General features: G+C 71.0%; 18 protein-coding genes. 9 read left to right on the top strand and 9 right to left on the bottom strand.

The genetic code is table 11. The features are described 5' to 3' along the window. Positions 1-10: 10 nt before the first annotated feature. From nrdE to nrdH, 3 genes are read right to left on the bottom strand one after another with little or no spacing between them, the layout of a single operon-like run. Entirely contained in the window at positions 11-2143 is a 2133-nt protein-coding gene (gene nrdE / locus BKA24_RS06930; RefSeq protein ID WP_184220556.1) for a class 1b ribonucleoside-diphosphate reductase subunit alpha, read from the bottom strand. Between the two features lie 5 nt (positions 2144-2148). Then, the gene (nrdI, locus tag BKA24_RS06925; RefSeq protein ID WP_184216428.1) at positions 2149-2586 is read right to left on the bottom strand and encodes a class Ib ribonucleoside-diphosphate reductase assembly flavoprotein NrdI; all 438 of its coding nucleotides are present in this window, start codon (positions 2584-2586) and stop codon (positions 2149-2151) included. 3 nt (positions 2587-2589) lie between these two features. Next, complete coding sequence (gene nrdH, locus BKA24_RS06920) at positions 2590-2823, bottom strand: glutaredoxin-like protein NrdH (protein ID WP_184216425.1); 234 nt, start codon at positions 2821-2823, stop codon at positions 2590-2592. A 449-nt stretch (positions 2824-3272) separates the two neighbouring features. On the opposite strand from nrdH, the gene BKA24_RS06915 reads away from it, so the two are divergent. Then, positions 3273-4478, top strand: coding sequence for an MFS transporter (locus BKA24_RS06915; RefSeq protein ID WP_184216423.1), 1206 nt, complete (start codon positions 3273-3275; stop codon positions 4476-4478). 3 nt (positions 4479-4481) lie between these two features. Here BKA24_RS06915 and BKA24_RS06910 read toward each other — a convergent pair whose 3' ends face one another. Further along, the gene (locus BKA24_RS06910) at positions 4482-4886 is read right to left on the bottom strand and encodes a pilus assembly protein CpaE (protein ID WP_184216421.1); all 405 of its coding nucleotides are present in this window, start codon (positions 4884-4886) and stop codon (positions 4482-4484) included. 97 nt (positions 4887-4983) lie between these two features. Between BKA24_RS06910 and BKA24_RS06905 the strand changes: the two genes are divergently transcribed. The 6 genes from BKA24_RS06905 to BKA24_RS06880 all read left to right on the top strand — a co-directional run bounded on the left by BKA24_RS06905 (position 4984) and on the right by BKA24_RS06880 (position 10023). Then, a complete protein-coding gene (locus tag BKA24_RS06905) occupies positions 4984-5739 on the top strand; it encodes an alpha/beta hydrolase (protein WP_184216419.1) in 756 nt (251 codons plus the stop codon). Positions 5740-5752: 13 nt separating this feature from the next. Then, positions 5753-6910 carry an acyl-CoA dehydrogenase family protein gene (locus BKA24_RS06900; RefSeq protein ID WP_184216417.1) on the top strand — a complete coding sequence of 386 codons (1158 nt, stop codon included), beginning with the start codon at positions 5753-5755 and terminating at the stop codon, positions 6908-6910. Positions 6911-6970: 60 nt separating this feature from the next. Then, entirely contained in the window at positions 6971-8242 is a 1272-nt protein-coding gene (locus tag BKA24_RS06895) for a DUF445 domain-containing protein (RefSeq protein WP_184216415.1), read from the top strand. Between the two features lie 13 nt (positions 8243-8255). After that, positions 8256-8597: a gamma-glutamylcyclotransferase family protein gene (locus tag BKA24_RS06890; protein ID WP_184216413.1), complete on the top strand. Its 342-nt coding sequence runs from the start codon at positions 8256-8258 to the stop codon at positions 8595-8597. 83 nt (positions 8598-8680) lie between these two features. Further along, positions 8681-9553 carry an arginase family protein gene (locus tag BKA24_RS06885; RefSeq protein WP_184220553.1) on the top strand — a complete coding sequence of 291 codons (873 nt, stop codon included), beginning with the start codon at positions 8681-8683 and terminating at the stop codon, positions 9551-9553. Beyond that, positions 9550-10023 carry a SixA phosphatase family protein gene (locus BKA24_RS06880; protein WP_184216411.1) on the top strand — a complete coding sequence of 158 codons (474 nt, stop codon included), beginning with the start codon at positions 9550-9552 and terminating at the stop codon, positions 10021-10023. Before BKA24_RS06885 ends, BKA24_RS06880 begins: the two co-directional genes overlap by 4 nt. Positions 10024-10029: 6 nt before the next feature. Here BKA24_RS06880 and hutI read toward each other — a convergent pair whose 3' ends face one another. Genes hutI through hutH form a run of 3 tightly spaced genes read right to left on the bottom strand, consistent with a single transcriptional unit; the run spans position 10030 to position 14472 of the window. Continuing rightward, positions 10030-11259 (bottom strand): imidazolonepropionase, encoded by a 1230-nt coding sequence (hutI, locus tag BKA24_RS06875; protein ID WP_184216409.1) that lies wholly within the window; start codon positions 11257-11259, stop codon positions 10030-10032. 1 nt (position 11260) lies between these two features. After that, positions 11261-12925 (bottom strand): urocanate hydratase, encoded by a 1665-nt coding sequence (gene hutU, locus BKA24_RS06870; RefSeq protein ID WP_184216407.1) that lies wholly within the window; start codon positions 12923-12925, stop codon positions 11261-11263. Continuing rightward, on the bottom strand, positions 12922-14472 hold the full coding sequence (hutH, locus tag BKA24_RS06865) for a histidine ammonia-lyase (protein ID WP_184216405.1): 1551 nt from the start codon (positions 14470-14472) through the stop codon (positions 12922-12924). The genes hutU and hutH overlap by 4 nt, the downstream gene beginning before the upstream one ends. Positions 14473-14545: 73 nt before the next feature. Here hutH and BKA24_RS06860 point away from each other — a divergent pair, with 73 nt between their 5' ends. Beyond that, positions 14546-15364, top strand: coding sequence for an IclR family transcriptional regulator (locus BKA24_RS06860; protein WP_246367288.1), 819 nt, complete (start codon positions 14546-14548; stop codon positions 15362-15364). Positions 15365-15736: 372 nt separating this feature from the next. Here the strand turns inward: BKA24_RS06860 and BKA24_RS06855 are convergent, their stop codons facing one another. Together BKA24_RS06855 and BKA24_RS06850 are read right to left on the bottom strand one after the other, a co-directional pair. Then, positions 15737-16213, bottom strand: a complete 477-nt coding sequence (locus tag BKA24_RS06855) for a YbaK/EbsC family protein (protein WP_184216401.1) — start codon at positions 16211-16213, stop codon at positions 15737-15739. After that, positions 16210-17013, bottom strand: coding sequence for a methyltransferase domain-containing protein (locus BKA24_RS06850; protein ID WP_184216399.1), 804 nt, complete (start codon positions 17011-17013; stop codon positions 16210-16212). Before BKA24_RS06850 ends, BKA24_RS06855 begins: the two co-directional genes overlap by 4 nt. 109 nt (positions 17014-17122) lie before the next feature. On the opposite strand from BKA24_RS06850, the gene BKA24_RS06845 reads away from it, so the two are divergent. Then, positions 17123-18196: a Glu/Leu/Phe/Val dehydrogenase family protein gene (locus tag BKA24_RS06845; RefSeq protein WP_184216397.1), complete on the top strand. Its 1074-nt coding sequence runs from the start codon at positions 17123-17125 to the stop codon at positions 18194-18196. Positions 18197-18209: the final 13 nt, after the last annotated feature.

Below are 18209 nucleotides of genomic sequence, written 5' to 3'. Positions count from 1 at the left end.
GTGCAGCAGCTCAGAGCATGCAGGAGACGCACTCGGTCATGTCGGTGCCCTCGAGCGCCATCTGACGCAGGCGGATGTAGTAGATCGTCTTGATGCCCTTGCGCCACGCGTAGATCTGCGCCTTGTTGATGTCGCGCGTGGTGGCGGTGTCCTTGAAGAACAGCGTCAGCGACAGGCCCTGGTCGACGTGCTGCGTCGCCGCGGCGTACGTGTCGATGACCTTCTCGTAGCCGATCTCGTAGGCGTCTTCGTAGAACTCCAGGTTCTCGTTCGTCATGAACGGCGCCGGGTAGTAGACGCGGCCGATCTTGCCTTCCTTGCGGATCTCGATCTTCGACGCGATCGGGTGGATCGAGCTCGTCGAGTTGTTGATGTACGAGATCGAGCCGGTCGGGGGCACCGCCTGCAGGTTCTGGTTGTAGATGCCGTGCTGCTGGATCGACGCCTTCAGCGCGAGCCAGTCCTCCTGCGTCGGGATGTGGATGCCCTCGAAGAGCTCCTCGACGCGGGCCGTCGCCGGCTTCCACTCCTGCTCGGTGTACTTGTCGAAGAACTCGCCCGACGCGTACTTCGAGTCCCAGAAGCCGTCGAACACCTGGCCGCGCTCGATCGCGATCTTGTTGGATGCTTCGAGGGCGTGGAACAGCACGGTGTAGAAGTAGATGTTCGTGAAGTCGATACCCTCCTCCGAGCCGTAGTGCACGTGCTCGCGGGCGAGGTACCCGTGCAGGTTCATCTGTCCGAGGCCGATCGCGTGCGACTTGTCGTTGCCGTCCTCGATCGAACGCACCGAGCGGATGTGGCTCTGGTCGCTGACCGCGCTGAGGGCACGGATGCTGGTCGCCACGGTGCCGGCCAGGTCGCGGCCGTCCATCGCGAGGGCGATGTTCATCGACCCGAGGTTGCAGGAGATGTCCTTGCCGATCTGGTCGTACGAGAGGTCCTCGTTGAACGTCGTCGGCGTGTTGACCTGGAGGATCTCTGAGCACAGGTTCGACATGTTGATCCGGCCCTTGATCGGGTTCTCCCGGTTCACCGTGTCCTCGAACATGATGTACGGGTAGCCCGACTCGAACTGGATCTCGGCGAGGGTCTGGAAGAACTCGCGCGCGTTGATCTTCGTCTTCTTGATGCGCGAGTCGTCGACCATCTCGCGGTACTTCTCGGTGACCGAGATGTCGCCGAACGGGACGCCGTAGACCTTCTCGACGTCGTACGGCGAGAAGAGGTACATGTCCTCGTCGTTGCGGGCGAGCTCGAACGTGATGTCGGGCACGACGACGCCGAGCGAGAGCGTCTTGATGCGGATCTTCTCGTCGGCGTTCTCGCGCTTGGTGTCGAGGAACTTCATGATGTCGGGGTGGTGCGCCGACAGGTAGACGGCACCGGCGCCCTGACGCGCGCCGAGCTGGTTCGCGTAGCTGAAGCTGTCTTCGAGCAGCTTCATGACGGGGATGATGCCCGAGGACTGGTTCTCGATCTGCTTGATCGGGGCGCCCGCCTCGCGGATGTTCGAGAGGAGCAGCGCCACGCCGCCGCCGCGCTTGGACAGCTGCAGCGACGAGTTGATGCCGCGCGAGATCGACTCCATGTTGTCTTCGATGCGCAGCAGGAAGCACGAGACGAGCTCGCCGCGCTGCGCCTTGCCGGCGTTGAGGAACGTCGGGGTCGCGGGCTGGAAGCGGCCCGAGAGGATCTCGTCCACCAGGTTGTTCGCAAGGTCCTGGTCACCGGCGGCGAGCGCCAGGGCCGTCATGACGACGCGGTCCTCGAAGCGCTCGAGGTAGCGCTTGCCGTCGAAGGTCTTCAGCGTGTAGCTCGTGTAGTACTTGAACGCGCCGAGGAAGGTGTCGAAACGGAACTTCTTCGCGTAGGCGCGGTCGTTGAGCTGCTGGATGAACTCGAACGGGTAGGCGTCGATGACGGCGCCCTCGTAGTACTCCTTCTCGACCAGGTAGTCGAGCTTCTCCTTGAGCGAGTGGAAGAACACCGTGTTCTGGTTCACGTGCTGCAGGAAGTACTCCCGTGCGGCACGGCGGTCGGCGTCGAACTGGATCTTCCCGTCCGCACCGTAGAGGTTCAGCATCGCGTTCAGGGCGTGGTAGTCCATGCCCTCGAAGCGCGCCTCCGTCTTGAAGGCCATATCGGTCACTGCAGCTTCCACCAGTCTTCCAATCCGCCGCTCACGCGGCCCACGTCCTCGGGCGTGCCGAATACTTCGAGCCGGTACAAGTGCGGCACATGACACTTGCGGCTGATGATGTCCCCGGCGACGCAGAACGCGTCACCGAAATTGCTGTTTCCTGCGGAGATCACTCCGCGCAGGTTCTTCCGGTTGTCCTCGTCATTGAGGAAGCGGATGACCTGCTTGGGAACCGCCCCCTTCTCCTCGCCGCGTCCCTGCCCGCCCCCGTAGGTGGGGGTGATGAGGACGAACGGCTCGTCGATGTGGAGCGGCGGTTCGGTGGAGTGGAGAGGGATGCGGCGTGCCGGCATCCCGAGCTTCTCGACGAAACGTGCCGTGTTGCCCGACACGCTCGAGAAGAAGACGAGCAGCGGCACGTTGGTCATGACGGCCGCACTCATCGGTCAGACCAGGCGCGAGGCGAGCTCGTCGATCTTGTCGGGACGGAAGCCCGACCAGTGGTCCTCGTCGGTGACGACGACCGGAGCCTGCAGGTAGCCGAGCGACTTCACGTGCTCGAGCGCCGCCGGGTCCTCGGACAGGTCGAGGATGTCGTACTCGATGCCCTTCGAATCCAGCGCGCGGTAGGTCGCGTTGCACTGGACGCAGGACGGCTTGGTGTAAACGGTGATCGCCATGTTCGGGCCTCTCTCATCTGCGGGATCCGATGCCGCTCGCCGCGGCTGTCGGAGTCCCCTCCACCTGGATCCGGGAACCTGCGTCCCCGGGGAAATCTGTTGTTCTCCCGGCAACTGCCCGCCGGGAGCTCAATACTACATATGGGTACGGACACTGGGGGGCACCACAAGGGCTAGTAGTTACATCCGTGTAGTTTTCTCACCGTCCTCCACAGGTACAACACATGTTGTCCACCGTTTCATCCACACCCGGCGATCGAATCCGAGAGCTCGAAAAGGCCAGGATCACGCGCAATTCACACCCGCTGCCTCGCAGTCATCCACAGGTTGGACGGTACGAGGGGCCTCCGACACCCCGATCCGGAGGAGACGGCGTGTCGCGGCGTGTCGGGCGTGTCGCGTCCGCTCCCGCCCCCAGCACCGTCGGCGGTTCCCCGTACGATTGAGCGGTGGCGGGATACTCGGAGCTTCTGCGCGCCCCCGGCGTCGCGCGCATCATCGCGGCGCAGCTGACGGCACGCTTCCCCAGCGGAATGACGAGCCTCGCCGTGCTCCTCCACGTCGAACAGTCCACCGGCTCGTACGGCGCCGCCGGGGTCGTCCTCGCCGCGGCATCCGTCGGTCAGGCGATCTCGGGACCGGTGACGAGCCGGTGGATGGGCATCTGGGGCATGCGCCGGGTCCTGACCCTCACCGCCGCCGTCTGCGCCGCCGCGATCCTCGTCCTCGCGATCGTGCCGCTGGGCCTGCCCGGCTTCATTGTCTTCGGCTTCCTCGCCGGTATCTCCAACCCGCCAATCCAGCCCGCCGTGCGCACGATCTATCCGAAGATCGTCACGTCCCGCCAGCTCACCCCGCTCTTCTCGCTCGATGCGAGCCTGCAGGAGATCATCTGGATCCTCGCGCCGGTCGTCACGACGCTCGTCGCGACCCAGGTGGGCACCGTTGAGGCACTCCTGCTGATCGTCGCGATCCTCATCGGCGGGTGCGCGTGGTTCATCCTCTCCCCCGAGGTCGGCCGAGTGCGGATCCCGCGCAGCCGCCGCGGCTTCGGCCGGGTGCTCGGCAAGCCCGTCGTGCTGCTCGGTACGGTCACCGGGTTCCTCCTCATCGGCGCATGCGCGGCGGTCGAGGCGGGTGTCGTTGCGGCGTTCGGGCACGACGGCCTCGAGGCGGGCCTCGTGCTCGCGGTGTTCGCGGTCGGCAGTCTCGCCGGCGGCCTCACGTTCGGACACGTCCCGATCGGGCCGTGGGCGATGGCGCGGCGGCTCGCCGTCGTCACCGTCGGTGTGACCGCGATCGTCGTCTCCCTCAATGCGTGGTGGATGGGCGCGTCGCTGTTCGTCGCCGGCATCGGCATCGCACCTGCCCTCGCCGCCATGTTCGCGATGACGAGTGCGAGCGTGAAGTTCAGCGAGACCGCCGAGGCATACGGCTGGATGGGCACCGGACAGCTCATCGGTGCCGCCGCAGGCTCCGCCGTCGCGGGGTTCCTCATCGACGGCGTCGGCCCGACCGGCGCGTTCTGGGCCGCTGCGGGCTTCGCGATGCTCGGGACGCTCGTCGCGATCGTCTTCGTGCGCGGCTTCCCCGACCTGCGCGGCCGCGACGCGAGCCCCATCCCCGACACCGAGCCGGTGCCCGTCATCACCTGAGGCTCAGGCGGCCCGGCGCAGCAGGAGCAGGACGGCGTGGGCGTACGCGTCGGCGGGCTCGGGGTGAGGGAACCGGTGTCGGAGGCCGTCGACCTCGATCTCGACGACGTGGATGTCGGGAAGCCGGGTCAGTGAGCGGAACGCTCCGCGGAGCATCTCCCGCAGCTGTGCCTCCGACGGCAGCCACAGCGCGTCCTCGAGCGCGACGGAGTCGAGCGCCCATTCGGTCGTCCCGTTGAAGGCCAGGAGGTCTCCCGTCGGGTAGCTCCGCGCCTCCACGGTCATCTCGCTGACGGTGTAGACGTCGGCCTCGAACTCGGGCTCGTCGAGTTGAAAGCGATCACCCGACTGAGGCCGCCAGACCAGGCCGCTCGCTCTCAGCTCTCGGGCCAGGTCGGTGGAGATCACCCGACCATCTTCTCCCGTCCGCGGCATCCGAGGGCCGGATGGACGCCCCAGGCGATCGCCGCGATCAAGACGGCACCACGCTCAATAGGCTGAGCGTATGGCTGCTCCCGTGACCCTCCCCCGCCTCAGTTGGGGCGACCCCCGTTCTCCTCGCCACGCACTCCTCGTGCACGGCCTGGGATCGAGCGCGGCGCTCATGTGGCGGTACGCGGTCGCCTTGGCCGACGCGGGCTGGCGAGCGGATGCCGTGGACCTGCGCGGCCACGGAGCAGCGCCCCGCACCCTCGACTACACGATCGACGCGTACGCCGCCGATCTGCTGCACACCGCGGCCGACGACGACGAACCGTGGGATCTCGTCGTCGCGCACTCGCTCGGCGGTGCGGCAGCGACCCTCGCGAGCGCGACCGCGCCCGCGTGGGCGCGCAGACTCGTCCTCATCGACCCGGCCATCCACCTCGCCGACCGCGACCGGGCGACGGTCCGCGCCAGTCAAGAGCGTGCCTTCGCCGACACCTCCGCGCGGGCCGTGCGCGCGGAGCACCCGAACTGGCACGACATCGACGTGGAGCTCAAGGCGACCGCGGCCGAACAGGCCAGCCGGTATGCCGTCGAGCAGACGAGCGTCCAGAACACCCCGTGGGACGTCCGCGATGCGGCGCGGCGCCTCACCGTCCCGACGCACGTGATCGCGGGCGACCCCGCGGTCTACTCGATCTTCGACGGCGAGCTCGCCGAAAGCGTCCTCCAGAATCCGGTGGTGAGCATGACGGTGGTTCCCGGCACGGGACACTCCCCGCACCGCGACGACCCGGATGCGGCGGCCGACGCCCTCATGACCTGGATCGCCTGAGAGGATCGGGGTCATGGCCGTCGACGCGAGTGTCCACCTGCCCGATGATCTGCTCGCGCGCATCCGTGACCGCGCGGCATCCGTGGACGCCGAGAACGTCTTTCCCGAGCACGACCTCGCCGAACTCCAGGCAGCCGGCTACCTCTCGATCCTCGTGCCGGCAGAGCTCGGCGGCGCCGGGCTGGGACTCGCCGACGCGGCCGCCCTGCAGCAGCGTCTGGCCTCGGCCGCTCCAGCGACGGCGCTCGCCGTGAACATGCACCTCGTCTGGACCGGGGTCGCGAAGGTCCTCGCCGACCGCGGCGACGATTCTCTGCGGTTCGTCCAGGAAGGCGCCGTCGCCGGCGAGATCTTCGCGTTCGGCATCAGCGAAGCAGGCAACGATCTGGTGCTGTTCGGCAGCGACACGGATGCCGCGCCGCGGCCCGACGGCTCCTATGCGTTCACGGGGACGAAGATCTTCACCTCACTCGGTCCGGTATGGAGCCAGCTCGGTCTCCACGGGCTCGACGCGAGCGACCCCGACGATCCCCGGATGGTCTACGCGTTCGTGCCGCGGAGCCCGGAAGTGATCACGCGAGACGACTGGGACACGCTGGGCATGCGCGGTACGCAGTCGCGGACGACCGAGCTGCACGGCGCGGTGGCGTCGCCGGACCGCGTCGTGCGGCGCTTGGCCCCCGGGCCGCAGCCGGACGCGATCGTGTTCGGCATCTTCAGTGTGTTCGAGATCCTGCTGGCCTCGGTGTACACGGGCGTCGCCCGTCGCGCCCTGGACCTGGCCGTCGAGGCGGCGAAGACCCGCACCTCGAAGAAGAGCGGACGCACCTACAGCCAGGATCCCGACATCCGCCACCGGATCGCCGCCATGGCCATCGCCTACGACGCGTTACCGGTGCTGGTGGAGAGCCTCGCCGCCGATGTCGACGACCTCGTCGATCACGGCGCCCTGTGGTTCCCGCGACTGAGCGCCCTCAAGCACCGCGCCGTGACGATGGCGAAGCAGGTGGTCGACGAGGCGATGCTCGTCTCGGGCGGGGCCTCCTACTTCACCCGCAACGAGCTCAGCCGCCTCTACCGTGACGTCCTGGCCGGCATGTTCCACCCCTCCGACCCCGAGTCGGTGCACAGCGCGGTCGCCGCGGCGTGGCTCGGCCCCCTGGAACCCTGATCGCCCCGCGACACCGCGCGGTCCCCGGGTCGCGCACGAGCCGCATGGCAGGATGGCCGAATGGCCCGTCTCCCCTACGGCTCGCTGAGCGTCGCTGATCAGCAGCGATACCGCGGCCTGCGCACCATGAAGGCGGTCGCCCTGGGCGCGCTCGTGTTCATGGCGATCGTGTTCGTCTTCGCCTTCCTGTTCGAAGACGACGTGCCGGCGCTGGGATACGTGCGCGCCGCCGCAGAGGGCGGCATGGTGGGAGCACTGGCCGACTGGTTCGCGGTGACGGCGCTGTTCCGGCATCCCCTGGGCATCCGCATCCCGCACACCGCGATCATCCCGCGCCGGAAGGACGAGATCGGCCGGACCCTCGGCGAATTCGTCGAGACGAACTTCCTCGAGTCGTCCGTCGTCCGTCAGAAGCTCGACTCGACGGCGATCGCCCGCACCGCCGGCGAATGGCTGCAGGATCCGGAGCACGCCGAGACCGTGTCGGCGGAGGCGTCGACGATGGCGTCGGGCATCCTGACCGCTCTCAGCGACGACGAGGTGCAGGACCTCATCAGCGACCTCGCGCACGAGCACCTGCTCAGCCCGTCGTGGGGACCGTCGCTCGGCGGCTGGCTCGCCCGCGTCGTCGACGCCGACGCGCACCGAGGCGCCGTGGACCTGGGAGTGGACAGCATCGCCCGCTGGCTCGACGCCAATCGCGAGGCGTTCGACGGACTGGTCTCGCGACGTCTGCCGTCGTGGGTGCCGTCCGTCGCGATGCGCCTGGTCGACGACACCGTGTACCACGAGGCCTCGAAGTTCGTCGCCGCGGTGCAGCGGGATGCCGACCACCCCGCCCGCCGCGCCCTGGATCAATACCTCGAGCGGCTCGCCGACAACCTGCAGCACGACGCCGACACGATCGACCGGCTCGAGGGCGCGAAGAGCGCCGTGTTCGACAGCCCACGGGTGCGTGCGCTCGCCGCCGACGCCTGGAACACCGCGAAGGCCGGTCTCCTGCGGGCGCTCGACGACCCGCAGAGCGGTCTGCGCCGCCGGATCACGGCCGCCCTCGACGACCTCGGCGCGCGCCTGGCCACCGACACCGCCCTCCAGCAGCGCGTCGATGCGCGCATCGCGGATGCCGCGGTGTTCCTCGTCGACCGGTACCGGCACGACATCGCGTCGATCATCACCGACACCGTCGAGCGCTGGGATGCGGACGAGACCAGCCAGAAGATCGAGCTCATGGTGGGGCGCGACCTGCAGTACATCCGATTGAACGGCACCGTCGTCGGCGCCCTCGCCGGACTCGTCATCTACACCGTCGCGCACGCCCTGCTGCGCTGACTACCCTGGCGCCATGACCGCGGACCGCGACGAACTGCTCTTCGTCTATGGTGCGCTGCGCAGGCCCGACCTCCAGCTCGACACCTTCGGTAGGCGCGCGGCGGCCACTCCGGCGCTCCTGGCGGGATACACGACCGATGTGGTCGGCATCGCCGACGAGCGCTTCGGCGACCGCGAGGGAGCCACCGTCCAGACCGTCCTCCGACGCACCGGCCACGCCCGGGACAAGGTCGTCGGTGAAGTCCTGCACCTGAGCCTTTTCGAGCTGGAGGCCGCGGACGAGGTCCAGCTCGCGACCTTCCGCCGCACGCGCGTGCGGCTCTCCGACGGAAAGGAAGCGTGGGTCTACCTGTGAGTATCTCCCCCGACGATGCCTCCTCGAGCGCACACGAGGACCGGCCCCTGCACGAGGATCAGCCCCTGCACGAGGATCAGCCCCTGCACGAGGATCAGCTCTGGCCGCGCGCCGGCGGGTGGCCGGCGCCCACGGGCCCGACCGACGCAGTCCTGGTCGGACTGCCCGCGCACCGCACCTCCCTCTCCCCGACCGGGGCGCACGCCACCCCCGCCGCCGTCCGCGACGCGCTCCGCCGCTTCAGCGGCGCGGTGCTCGGCCCGACCCCGGTCGACGTGCAGACCGCGCTCCGGATCGCCGACGCCGGCGACGTCTCGGAGCCCGATGGCCGCGAGGGCGAGGAGCGCGTCCGCACGCGGGTGCGTGAGCTCGTCGCCGACACCGGTCTGCTGATCGCGCTCGGCGGCGACAACTCCGTGACCTACGCCACCGCGCAGGGGGCGGGAGCGACCGGAATGATCACCCTCGACGCCCATTTCGACCTTCGCGACGGCGAGTCGAACGGGTCGCCCGTCCGACGCCTGATCGAGGACGGCCTCGACCCCGCGCGGATCGTCCAGATCGGCATCGCGGACTTCGCGAACTCGATCGCCTACGCGCGGCGCGCAGCCGACCTCGGCATCACCGTGATCACCCTCGACGACGTCCGACGTCGCGGCGCCGACGACGTCATGATCCAGGCCCTCGACATCGCGGGGGCGGCGGGGCCGGTGCACCTCGACATCGACGTGGACGTCTGCGACCGCGCCGTCGCGCCGGGCTGCCCGGCTTCGGTGCCGGGCGGGCTGCAGGCGTGGGAGCTGCGCGCCCTCGTGCGCGGCGCGGCATCCGATCCTCGCGTCCGCAGCGCAGACATCGTGGAGGTCGACGCCACGGCAGACGCGGCGGACGGTCGGACGGTGCGACTCGCGGCGCTGTGCGTCCTCGAGCTTCTCGCGGGGCGGGCGATCGCATGATCGAGCTCGTGATCGCGCGGCACGCGAAGAGCGACTGGGGCTCGGCAGGACTGGACGACCACGAACGACCCCTCAACGCTCGCGGGCGAACAGACGCCCCCGAGATGGCGCGCCGTCTGGCGGACAGCGGCTTCCGACCCGAGCGGATCCTCTCCTCGACGGCCGTCCGGGCACGCACGACGGCGGAGGCCTTCGCGAGTGCGCTGTCGGCGCCGCTCGTCCTCGACGCCGAGCTCTACGGTGCGCCGGGGGCGAAGCTCCTGGCCGCCGCGGCGGCCACGGCGCTCCCCCGTGTCATGGTCGTCGCGCACGACCCCGGCATGACGGTGCTCGCCGATCGCCTGTCGGGTGGCGGCATCGGCGCGATGCCGACGTGCGCCGTCGCGCGTTTCGTCTGGGACACCGACGACTGGGACGTCGCGACCGCGCTCGAACCCGCCCGGTGGAGTATCGACACCCCACGCGACTGAGACGGTTCACCGTGCCGCGATGACCTCGCCGCCGCGGTAGACCCGGTGCACGAGCGGAACGCCGGGACGGTACGCGAGGTGCCGCCGCGACGGGGCGTCGAGCACCACGAGGTCGGCGCGCGCGCTCGGCGCGAGCTGGCCGACGTCGGTGCGGCGCAGGGCCCGCGCGCCGCCCGCCGTCGCCGCCCACACCGCCTCGCCGACCGTCATCCCCATCTCGCGCACCGCGAGCGCGATCATGAGCGGCATCGAGCTGGTGAAGCTCGATCCGGGATTGCAGTCGCTGGCCAGCGCCACCGTCACGCCGGCGTCGAGCAGGCGGCGGGCGTTCGGATAGGGCTGCCGCGTCGAGAACTCGACGCCGGGCAGGAGAGTCGCGACGGTGTCACCGGCCGCGAGCGCCGCGACATCGGCATCCGTCAGATAGGTGCAGTGGTCGACGGATGCCGCGCCGAGTCGCACCGCCAGCTCGACGCCCGGACCGGTGCCGAGCTGATTGCCGTGCACGCGCACGCCGAGCCCCGCCGCCGCGCCCGCGCGGAGGATCCGTTCGCTCTCGGCCGCGGTGAAGGCGCCGCTCTCGCAGAAGACATCGATCCAGCGGACGTGCGGGCGTGCGGCCTCGAGCATGGGGCCGCAGACCAGGTCGACGTAGTCGTCGCGCCCGGCGCCCTCCGGCACCACGTGGGCGCCCAGATAGGTGACCTCCTCGGTGACCTCCGCCGCCAGGCGCGCGAGTCGCGCCTCGCCTGCCACCGTCAGGTCGTAGCCCGTCTTGATCTCGAAGGTCGTCGTGCCCTGGCCGTGCAGTTCGGACACGAATCCCGCGAGCCGCGACCGGAGCACGTCCTCGTCGGCCGCGCGCGTGGCGGCGACGGTGCGTCGGATGCCGCCGGCGGCATACGGCGTGCCGGTCATGCGCGCTTCGAACTCGTCGGCCCGGTCGCCCCCGAACACGAGGTGCGTGTGGCTGTCGACGAACCCCGGGATCACCGCGCGGCCGCCCACGTCGACGACCTCGAGGTGCTCTGACCGCGAGACAGCAGTCACAGCCCCAAACGTCGACAGACGACCGCCGTCTCGGGCCGCCACTGCTGTCTCGGCGTCAGCGGCGGCGCCGACCCAGGCGACCCGGCCGTCCTCGATGAGCAGCGCGGCGTCGGCGATGGTCGCCGTGGGAGCCGCGGCATCCGCGTTGGTCGTCAGTTCGGCGATGCCGGTGAGGAGGGTCACCATCTCAGGCGTCCAGCAGGGGGATGGTCAGGCCGCGCTCGCGGGCGACCTCCTTCGCCCGGTCGTAGCCCGCGTCGACGTGGCGCATGACGCCGGTTCCCGGGTCGTTGACGAGCACGCGGGCGAGCTTCTCGGCCGCGAGCGGGGTGCCGTCGGCGACCGTCACCTGTCCGGCGTGGATCGACCGGCCGATGCCCACGCCGCCGCCGTGGTGGATCGAGACCCACGAGGCGCCCGACGCCGTGTTGAGCAGCGCGTTCAGCAGCGGCCAGTCGGCGATCGCGTCCGACCCGTCGGCCATGGCTTCGGTCTCGCGGTACGGGCTGGCGACCGAGCCGGCATCCAGGTGGTCACGTCCGATGACGATGGGCCCGGACAGCTCGCCGGACGCGACCATCTCGTTGAACTTCAGGCCTGCGAGGTGGCGCTCCTTGTACCCCAGCCAGCAGATGCGCGCCGGGAGCCCTTCGAAGTGCACCTTCTCGCCTGCCTTCTCGAGCCACCGGTGCAGCGCGGCGTCCTCCGGGAAGAGCTCGGCGACGGCGCGGTCCGTCTTCGCGATATCCTCGGGATCGCCCGACAGCGCGACCCAGCGGAACGGGCCCTTGCCCTCCGCGAACAGCGGACGGATGTAGGCCGGCACGAACCCCGGGAACGCGAACGCGCGGTCGTAGCCGCCCAGCTCGGCTTCTCGGCGGATCGAGTTGCCGTAGTCGAAGACCGCGGCGCCGGCATCCTGGAACCCGACCATCGCCTCGACGTGCCGCGCCATCGACGCCCGCGACCGCTGCGTGAAGCCCTCGGGGTCGGCCGCGGCCTCGGTCTTCCAGTCGTCGAACGCGACGCCCGAGGGCAGGTAGGCAAGCGGGTCGTGCGCGCTCGTCTGGTCGGTGACGATGTCGACCGGGATGCCGCGGCGCAGGAGCTCCGGGAAGACGTCGGCCGCGTTGCCGACGAGCCCGATCGACCGCGCCTGCCCGGCGGCCTTGGCCGCCAGAGCGCGCTCGATCGCCGCGTCGAGGTCGGCGGTGTGTTCATCGAGGTAGCCGTGCTCCACGCGACGGCGCAGACGCGACTCGTCGACGTCGACGACGAGGACCGCTCCCCCGTTCATCGTGACCGCGAGCGGCTGCGCGCCGCCCATGCCGCCCGCACCGCCGGTGAGGGTGAGGGTGCCGGCGAGCGACTCGCGTCCGAGCGAGCGGGCCACGGCGGCGAACGTCTCGTACGTGCCCTGCAGGATGCCCTGCGTGCCGATGTAGATCCACGACCCCGCCGTCATCTGGCCGTACATCGTGAGGCCGAGGTGCTCGAGGCGGCGGAACTCGGGCCACGTCGCCCAGTCGCCGACGAGGTTGGAGTTCGCGATCAGCACGCGCGGCGCCCACTCGTGCGTGCGGAAGACCCCGACCGGCTTCCCCGACTGCACGAGCAGCGTCTCGTCGGGTTCGAGCTCGTCGAGGGTGCGGACGATCGCGTCGAACGCCTCCCACGACCGGGCGGCCTTGCCGGTGCCGCCGTAGACGACGAGGTCCTCGGGGTGCTCGGCGACCTCGGGGTCGAGGTTGTTCATCAGCATCCGCTTGGCCGCCTCCGCACCCCAGCTCTTCGCTGTCCTGGTGTTACCGCGGTCGGCGCGGACCGTGCGGGTGGGGGTCGTGTCGGTCATACGTGTTCTCCTTCGAACGATCCGAACGCGGCGCGGGCGATGTCGCCCGAGACGACGAGCTGCATGACGGCTTCGAGGTCGGGCGCGACGAAGCGGTCGGGCCCGGGCCCGTCGACGACCGTGCGAACGAGGTCGCGCACGGCGCCGGTGACCGGCGCGGGCTGCAGCGGGGCGCGCAGGTCGAGGGCGCGGCATCCCGTCACCACCTCGATCGCGAGGACCCGGGCCAGGCCGTCGATGGCCCGGCGGAGCTTGCGGGCGGCCGCCCAGCCCATCGAGACGTGGTCCTCCTGCATCGCCGAGGAGGGGATCGAGTCGACGGATGCCGGTACCGCGAGGCGCTTCAGCTCCGACACGATCCCGGCCGCGGCGTACTGAGCGATCATGAGGCCGCTGTCGACGCCGACCTCGTCGGCGAGGAACGGCGGCAGCCCGTTGCTTCGGGTGCGGTCGAGCGCACGATCAGTGCGTCGCTCGGAGATGGATGCCGCGTCGGCCACGGCGATCGCGAGGAAGTCCAGCACGTACGCGACGGGAGCGCCGTGGAAGTTGCCGTTGGACTCGACCCGGCCGTCGGGGGTCACGACGGGGTTGTCGACCGCCGAGGCGAGTTCGCGCTCGGCGATCGTGCGCGCGTGCTCGAGGGTGTCGCGGGCGGCGCCGTGCACCTGCGGCGAGCAGCGGAGCGAGTACGCGTCCTGCACGCGTGTGCAGACGGCGGGGTCGCGGTGGCTCGCGACGATCGGCGAATCGGCGAGCGCGCGGCGGAGGTTTGCGGCCGAGGCGGCCTGTCCCGACTGAGGGCGGAGTGCCATCAGGTCGGCGGCGAACACCGCGTCGGTGCCGAGCTGGCTCTCCACCGAGAGCGCGGCGGCGAGGTCGGCGGTCGCCAGCAGGGTGTCGAGGTCGGCGAGGGCGAGCGAGAGCATCCCGAGCATGCCGTCGGTGCCGTTGATGAGGGCGAGACCCTCCTTCTCTTCGAGGACGAGGGGACGGATGCCGGCTGTCGCCAGCGCCTCCGCGGCATCCGTCCGCGTGCCGTCCGCCGTCCGGACCGGTCCCTCGCCGAGCGCGGCGAGCGCGATGTGCGACAGCGGCGCGAGGTCGCCGGAGCAGCCGAGCGAGCCGTACTCGTGGACGACCGGGGTGATGCCGGCGTTGAGCATGGCGGCGTACGTCTCGGCGACGACGGGTCGGACGCCGGTGCGGCCGGTCGCGAGCGTCTGCAGACGCAGGAGCTGCAGCGCGCGGACGACCTCCCGCTCGACCTCGGGACCGGTCCCGGCGGCGTGGGAGCGGATGAGGCTCGCCTGCAGCTGGCGGCGGCGATCGGGGGCGATGAACGTCGTGGCGAGGGCGCCGAACCCCGTGGAGATGCCGTAGTGCGGCTGCGGGTCGTCGGCGAGGCGCTCGATGAGGGCACGGGTCTCGGCGACGCGGGCGAACGCGGCGGGCGACACCTCGACGGGAGCGTCGTGGCGCGCGACGGCGACGACCTGGTCAGGCGTGAGCGGGGTGTCACCGAGGACGACGGGAGCGGAGGGCATGGTCCGATTCCACCGCTCACGCGAGGCCGGCGCGACGGGGTCGTGGCATCCTTTGTCTGTGATCCCAGACGAAATGCACGCGGCGACCGCCGACCCGGCCCGACCACAGGTGCCCGCCGCCGATCAGACGCTGCGGATCCTCCGGTTCCTCGCGCACCAGCGCGGACCCGTCGCCGCGCAGACCGTCGCCACGCAGCTGTCGATCCCCCGGTCGACCGTCTACCACCTGCTGGCGGCGATGGCCGCGCACGGCTTCGTCGTCCACCTGGAGTCCGACCGCCGTTGGGGCCTGGGGACCGCCGCGTTCGAGCTCGCCGGCGGCTACGCGCGACAGCAGCCGCTCGCGCGTCTCGGCCGCCCGATCGTGGCGCAGCTCGCCGACCGCGCCGGCGAGAGCGCGCACCTCGCGGTGATGACGGGCCGCGACGTCATGTACATCGTCGAGGAGCGTGCGCCGCGGCGGCCGGCGCTCGTCACCGACGTCGGCGTCCGACTGCCGGCCCACCTCACCGCCACGGGCCGCGCGATGCTCGCGGCGCTCCCCCGCGAGCAGGTGCGAGCCCTGTATCCGGATGCCGCGGCTTTCACCGCTCGCACGGGTCGCGGCCCGGGGCGCCCGAGCGAGCTGCGCGAGCTGCTGCGCGAGACCCGGCGCACGGGCGTCGCGACCGAGGACGGCGAGGTGACCGCCGGCTTCCGCTCCGTGGCGGTCGTCGTGCGCGACCACGCGGGATGGCCGGCCGCCGCCGTCGCGGTCACGTGGCAGGGCGACGCGGGGGGCGCAGAGCCCACTCGGAGCGGCGATGACGCGGCATCCGCCCGGATCGAAACGCTGAGCGCCCTGGCGGCGTCCGCCGCAGCCGACCTCGCCCGGCGGATCGGCGGCCGCTGACGGGACCGGCGGTGATCAGCGCACCACGAAGCGGGGCTGGACGAGGACGCGGGCGTCACCGGCCGACACGGCGCGCCGTTCGATGCGGGTGCCGCCGGCGGTGAGCCACTCGGGGCGGCGGTCGCCGTAGGCGATGCCGGTGGTACTGGGACTCCGTCGACGAGACGACCTTCGACGGCCCGGAGCTCGCCGAGCCGACGAGCCGCCCGGACGACCAGCCCTCCCCCGGTCCCGCCGGCCGCGTCCCCGACAACTGGCGCGACCTGATCCACCGCTGACGACCCGCTGACCGCGAGACAGCAGGCACAGCCCGAGACAGCGGCCGAATGTCAACGTCTCGGGCTGTCACTGCTGTCTCGCGGATAAGACGCCTCAGTCGACGGCGACGACGCGGCCACCGGTGAGGGCGACGAGCTGGGTGAACGTCATCGGGAAGACCGTGTGCGGGGTGCCGCCAGCGGCCCAGATCTCGGGATACGTGGCGAGGTGCTCGTCGACGAGGGTCTCCAGCGGAGCAGGATGACCTGCCGGCGCGACGCCGCCGATCGCCTGGCCCGTCGCCTCGCGCACCTGCTCGGGCGTCGCGCGGGTGATCCTGCCGCGCCCGATCCGCGCGGCGAGGGCGGCCGTGTCGACTCGGTGCGCGCCGCTGGTCATCACGAGAAGCGGCGTCCCGTCGCACTGGAACACGAGGCTGTTCGCGATCGCTCCGACCTCGACGCCGAGGGCCTGCGCGGCGAGGACGGCGGTGGATGCCGCGTCGGGCAGCACCACGATGTCGCCCTCGATCCCGGCGGTGCGGATGGCGTCGTGCACCAGCCGACTGCGCGCGGGCAGGTGGGCGCTCATCCGCGCGCCAGGATCTCGCCGTGCGGCATGAGGAGCCAGCCGTCCGGCGCGGAAGCCCACTCGCGCCAGCCGTCGGCGATCCGCTCGAGGGCGGCCCGGTCGGCGACGCCCTGCTCGAGCGCGTGGTCGGCGTAGCTGGAGTGCAGCGCGCGGTCCGCCCAGGAGCCGCCCCACCACGCACGCTGTTCGTCCGATTCGAAGAGCCAGGTCGAGGCGCTCACGGCGACGTCGGTGAAGCCCGCCTCGCGCGCCCAGGCCTTGAGCCGACGCCCGGCGGCAGGCTCCCCGCCGTTGCCGCGGCCGACGCGCAGCAGGATGTCGAGCCACTCGTCGAGCGCGGGGATGTGCGGGTGGATGAGGATGCCGGCGTAGTCGACCTCGCGTGCGGCGACGAGACCGGTCGGCCCGGCGACGCGCCGGAACTCGCGCAGCGCCTCGATCGGGCGGGCGAGGTGCTGCAGGAGCTGGTGGGTGTGGACGATGTCGAACTCGCCGTCCGCCGCATCGAGCTCGTAGGCCCCGCCGACCCGGAACTCGACGCCGGGCGCGACCTCGGCGAGCGCGTGCGCGTGGGCCTGAGCGATCACCTCGGCCGACGCGTCGACACCGACGACGCGGCCGGGCGCGACGCGCCGGGCGAGATCGACGGTGATCGTCCCCGGGCCGCAGCCGACATCCAGGAGCGAGCCGCCCGGTCGCAGGTGCGGCAGAAGGTAGGCGACGGAGTTCTCCGCGGTGCGCCAGGTGTGCGCCCGCAGGACGCTCTCGTGGTGGCCGTGGGAGTAACGCTCGGTCATCATCCGCTCAGCCTAGGCGCGGGCGTGAGGACGGGGCAGAATGATGACGGATGCCGCACAGCCGCGGCATCCGATTCCGCAGAGCCCACAAGGCCCGTCGAGAAGGACCGCGATGACGCACACCCTGCCCCTGCCCGAATTCCGCCACGAACGCGTGGAGGTGATCACGGGTCGCCGCAGCGGTCTCGTCCTCACCGTCGCGCTCCACTCGTCGATCCTCGGCTCCGCCCTGGGCGGCGCCCGACTCTGGCGCTACCCGCACTGGTCCGACGCGATGGGCGACGCCCTGCGGCTGTCGGCGGCGATGACGCTGAAGAACGCCGCCGCAGGTCTGGATGCCGGTGGCGGCAAGTCTGTGATCGCGCTCGGCCCGGAGGACGTCCTCGACGCCGACCGACGGCGGGCCGCCTTCCTCGATCTGGGCGACGCGGTGGACGCGTTCGGCGGACTGTACCGAACGGCGGAGGATGTCGGATCGACCACGGAGGACATGCTCGTCGTGAGTGAGCGGACCCCGCACGTGATCGGCCTGCCGAGCTCGGTGGGCGGTTCGGGCGAGCCCGCCGGCCCCACGAGTCGGGGTGTGTACGCGGCGCTGCGCGCCACGCTCGAGCGCGTGGCGGGGTCGGGCGACGTCGCGGGCCGCCGGATCACGATCTCCGGTCTCGGGCAGGTGGGCAGCCGTCTGGCCGTCCGGCTGTCGTCCGAGGGCGCCGTCTTGACCGTCACCGACGTCAACCCCGCGAAGATGTCGCTCGCCGCCGAGCTCGGTGCCACGTGGGTGGAGCCGGGAGCCGAGCAGCTGGTCCCGGCCGACGTCTTCGTGCCCGCCGGCATCGGCGGCGTGCTCACCGACGAGGTCATCGATGTGCTCGCGGCGCGCGCCGTGTGCGGCCCGGCCAACAACCCGCTCGCCGATCGCGCCGGCGCCGACCGCCTCGCCGGGCGCGGCATCCTCTACGCGCCCGATTTCGTCGCGAACGCGGGCGGTGTCATCTACCTCGACGTCGAGGCGAAGCACCCCGGTCACCGCGACGAGATCGCGTCGCGCATCGACGGCATCGGCGACACCGTCCGCCGCCTGTTCGACGAGGCCGAGGCACGGGGAGTGACCCCGTTGGATGCCGCGGAGGCCTACGCCGCCGAGCGTCTGGCCGCCGGCGCACGGGAGACGGCCGGAGTCTGAGGACGACGGGGGC

Source organism: Microbacterium marinum (genome assembly GCF_014204835.1).
Taxonomy (GTDB): domain Bacteria; phylum Actinomycetota; class Actinomycetes; order Actinomycetales; family Microbacteriaceae; genus Microbacterium; species Microbacterium marinum.
The sequence above is the reverse complement of the archived record's forward strand: the minus strand, read 5'-3'. Positions and strand labels throughout refer to the sequence as shown.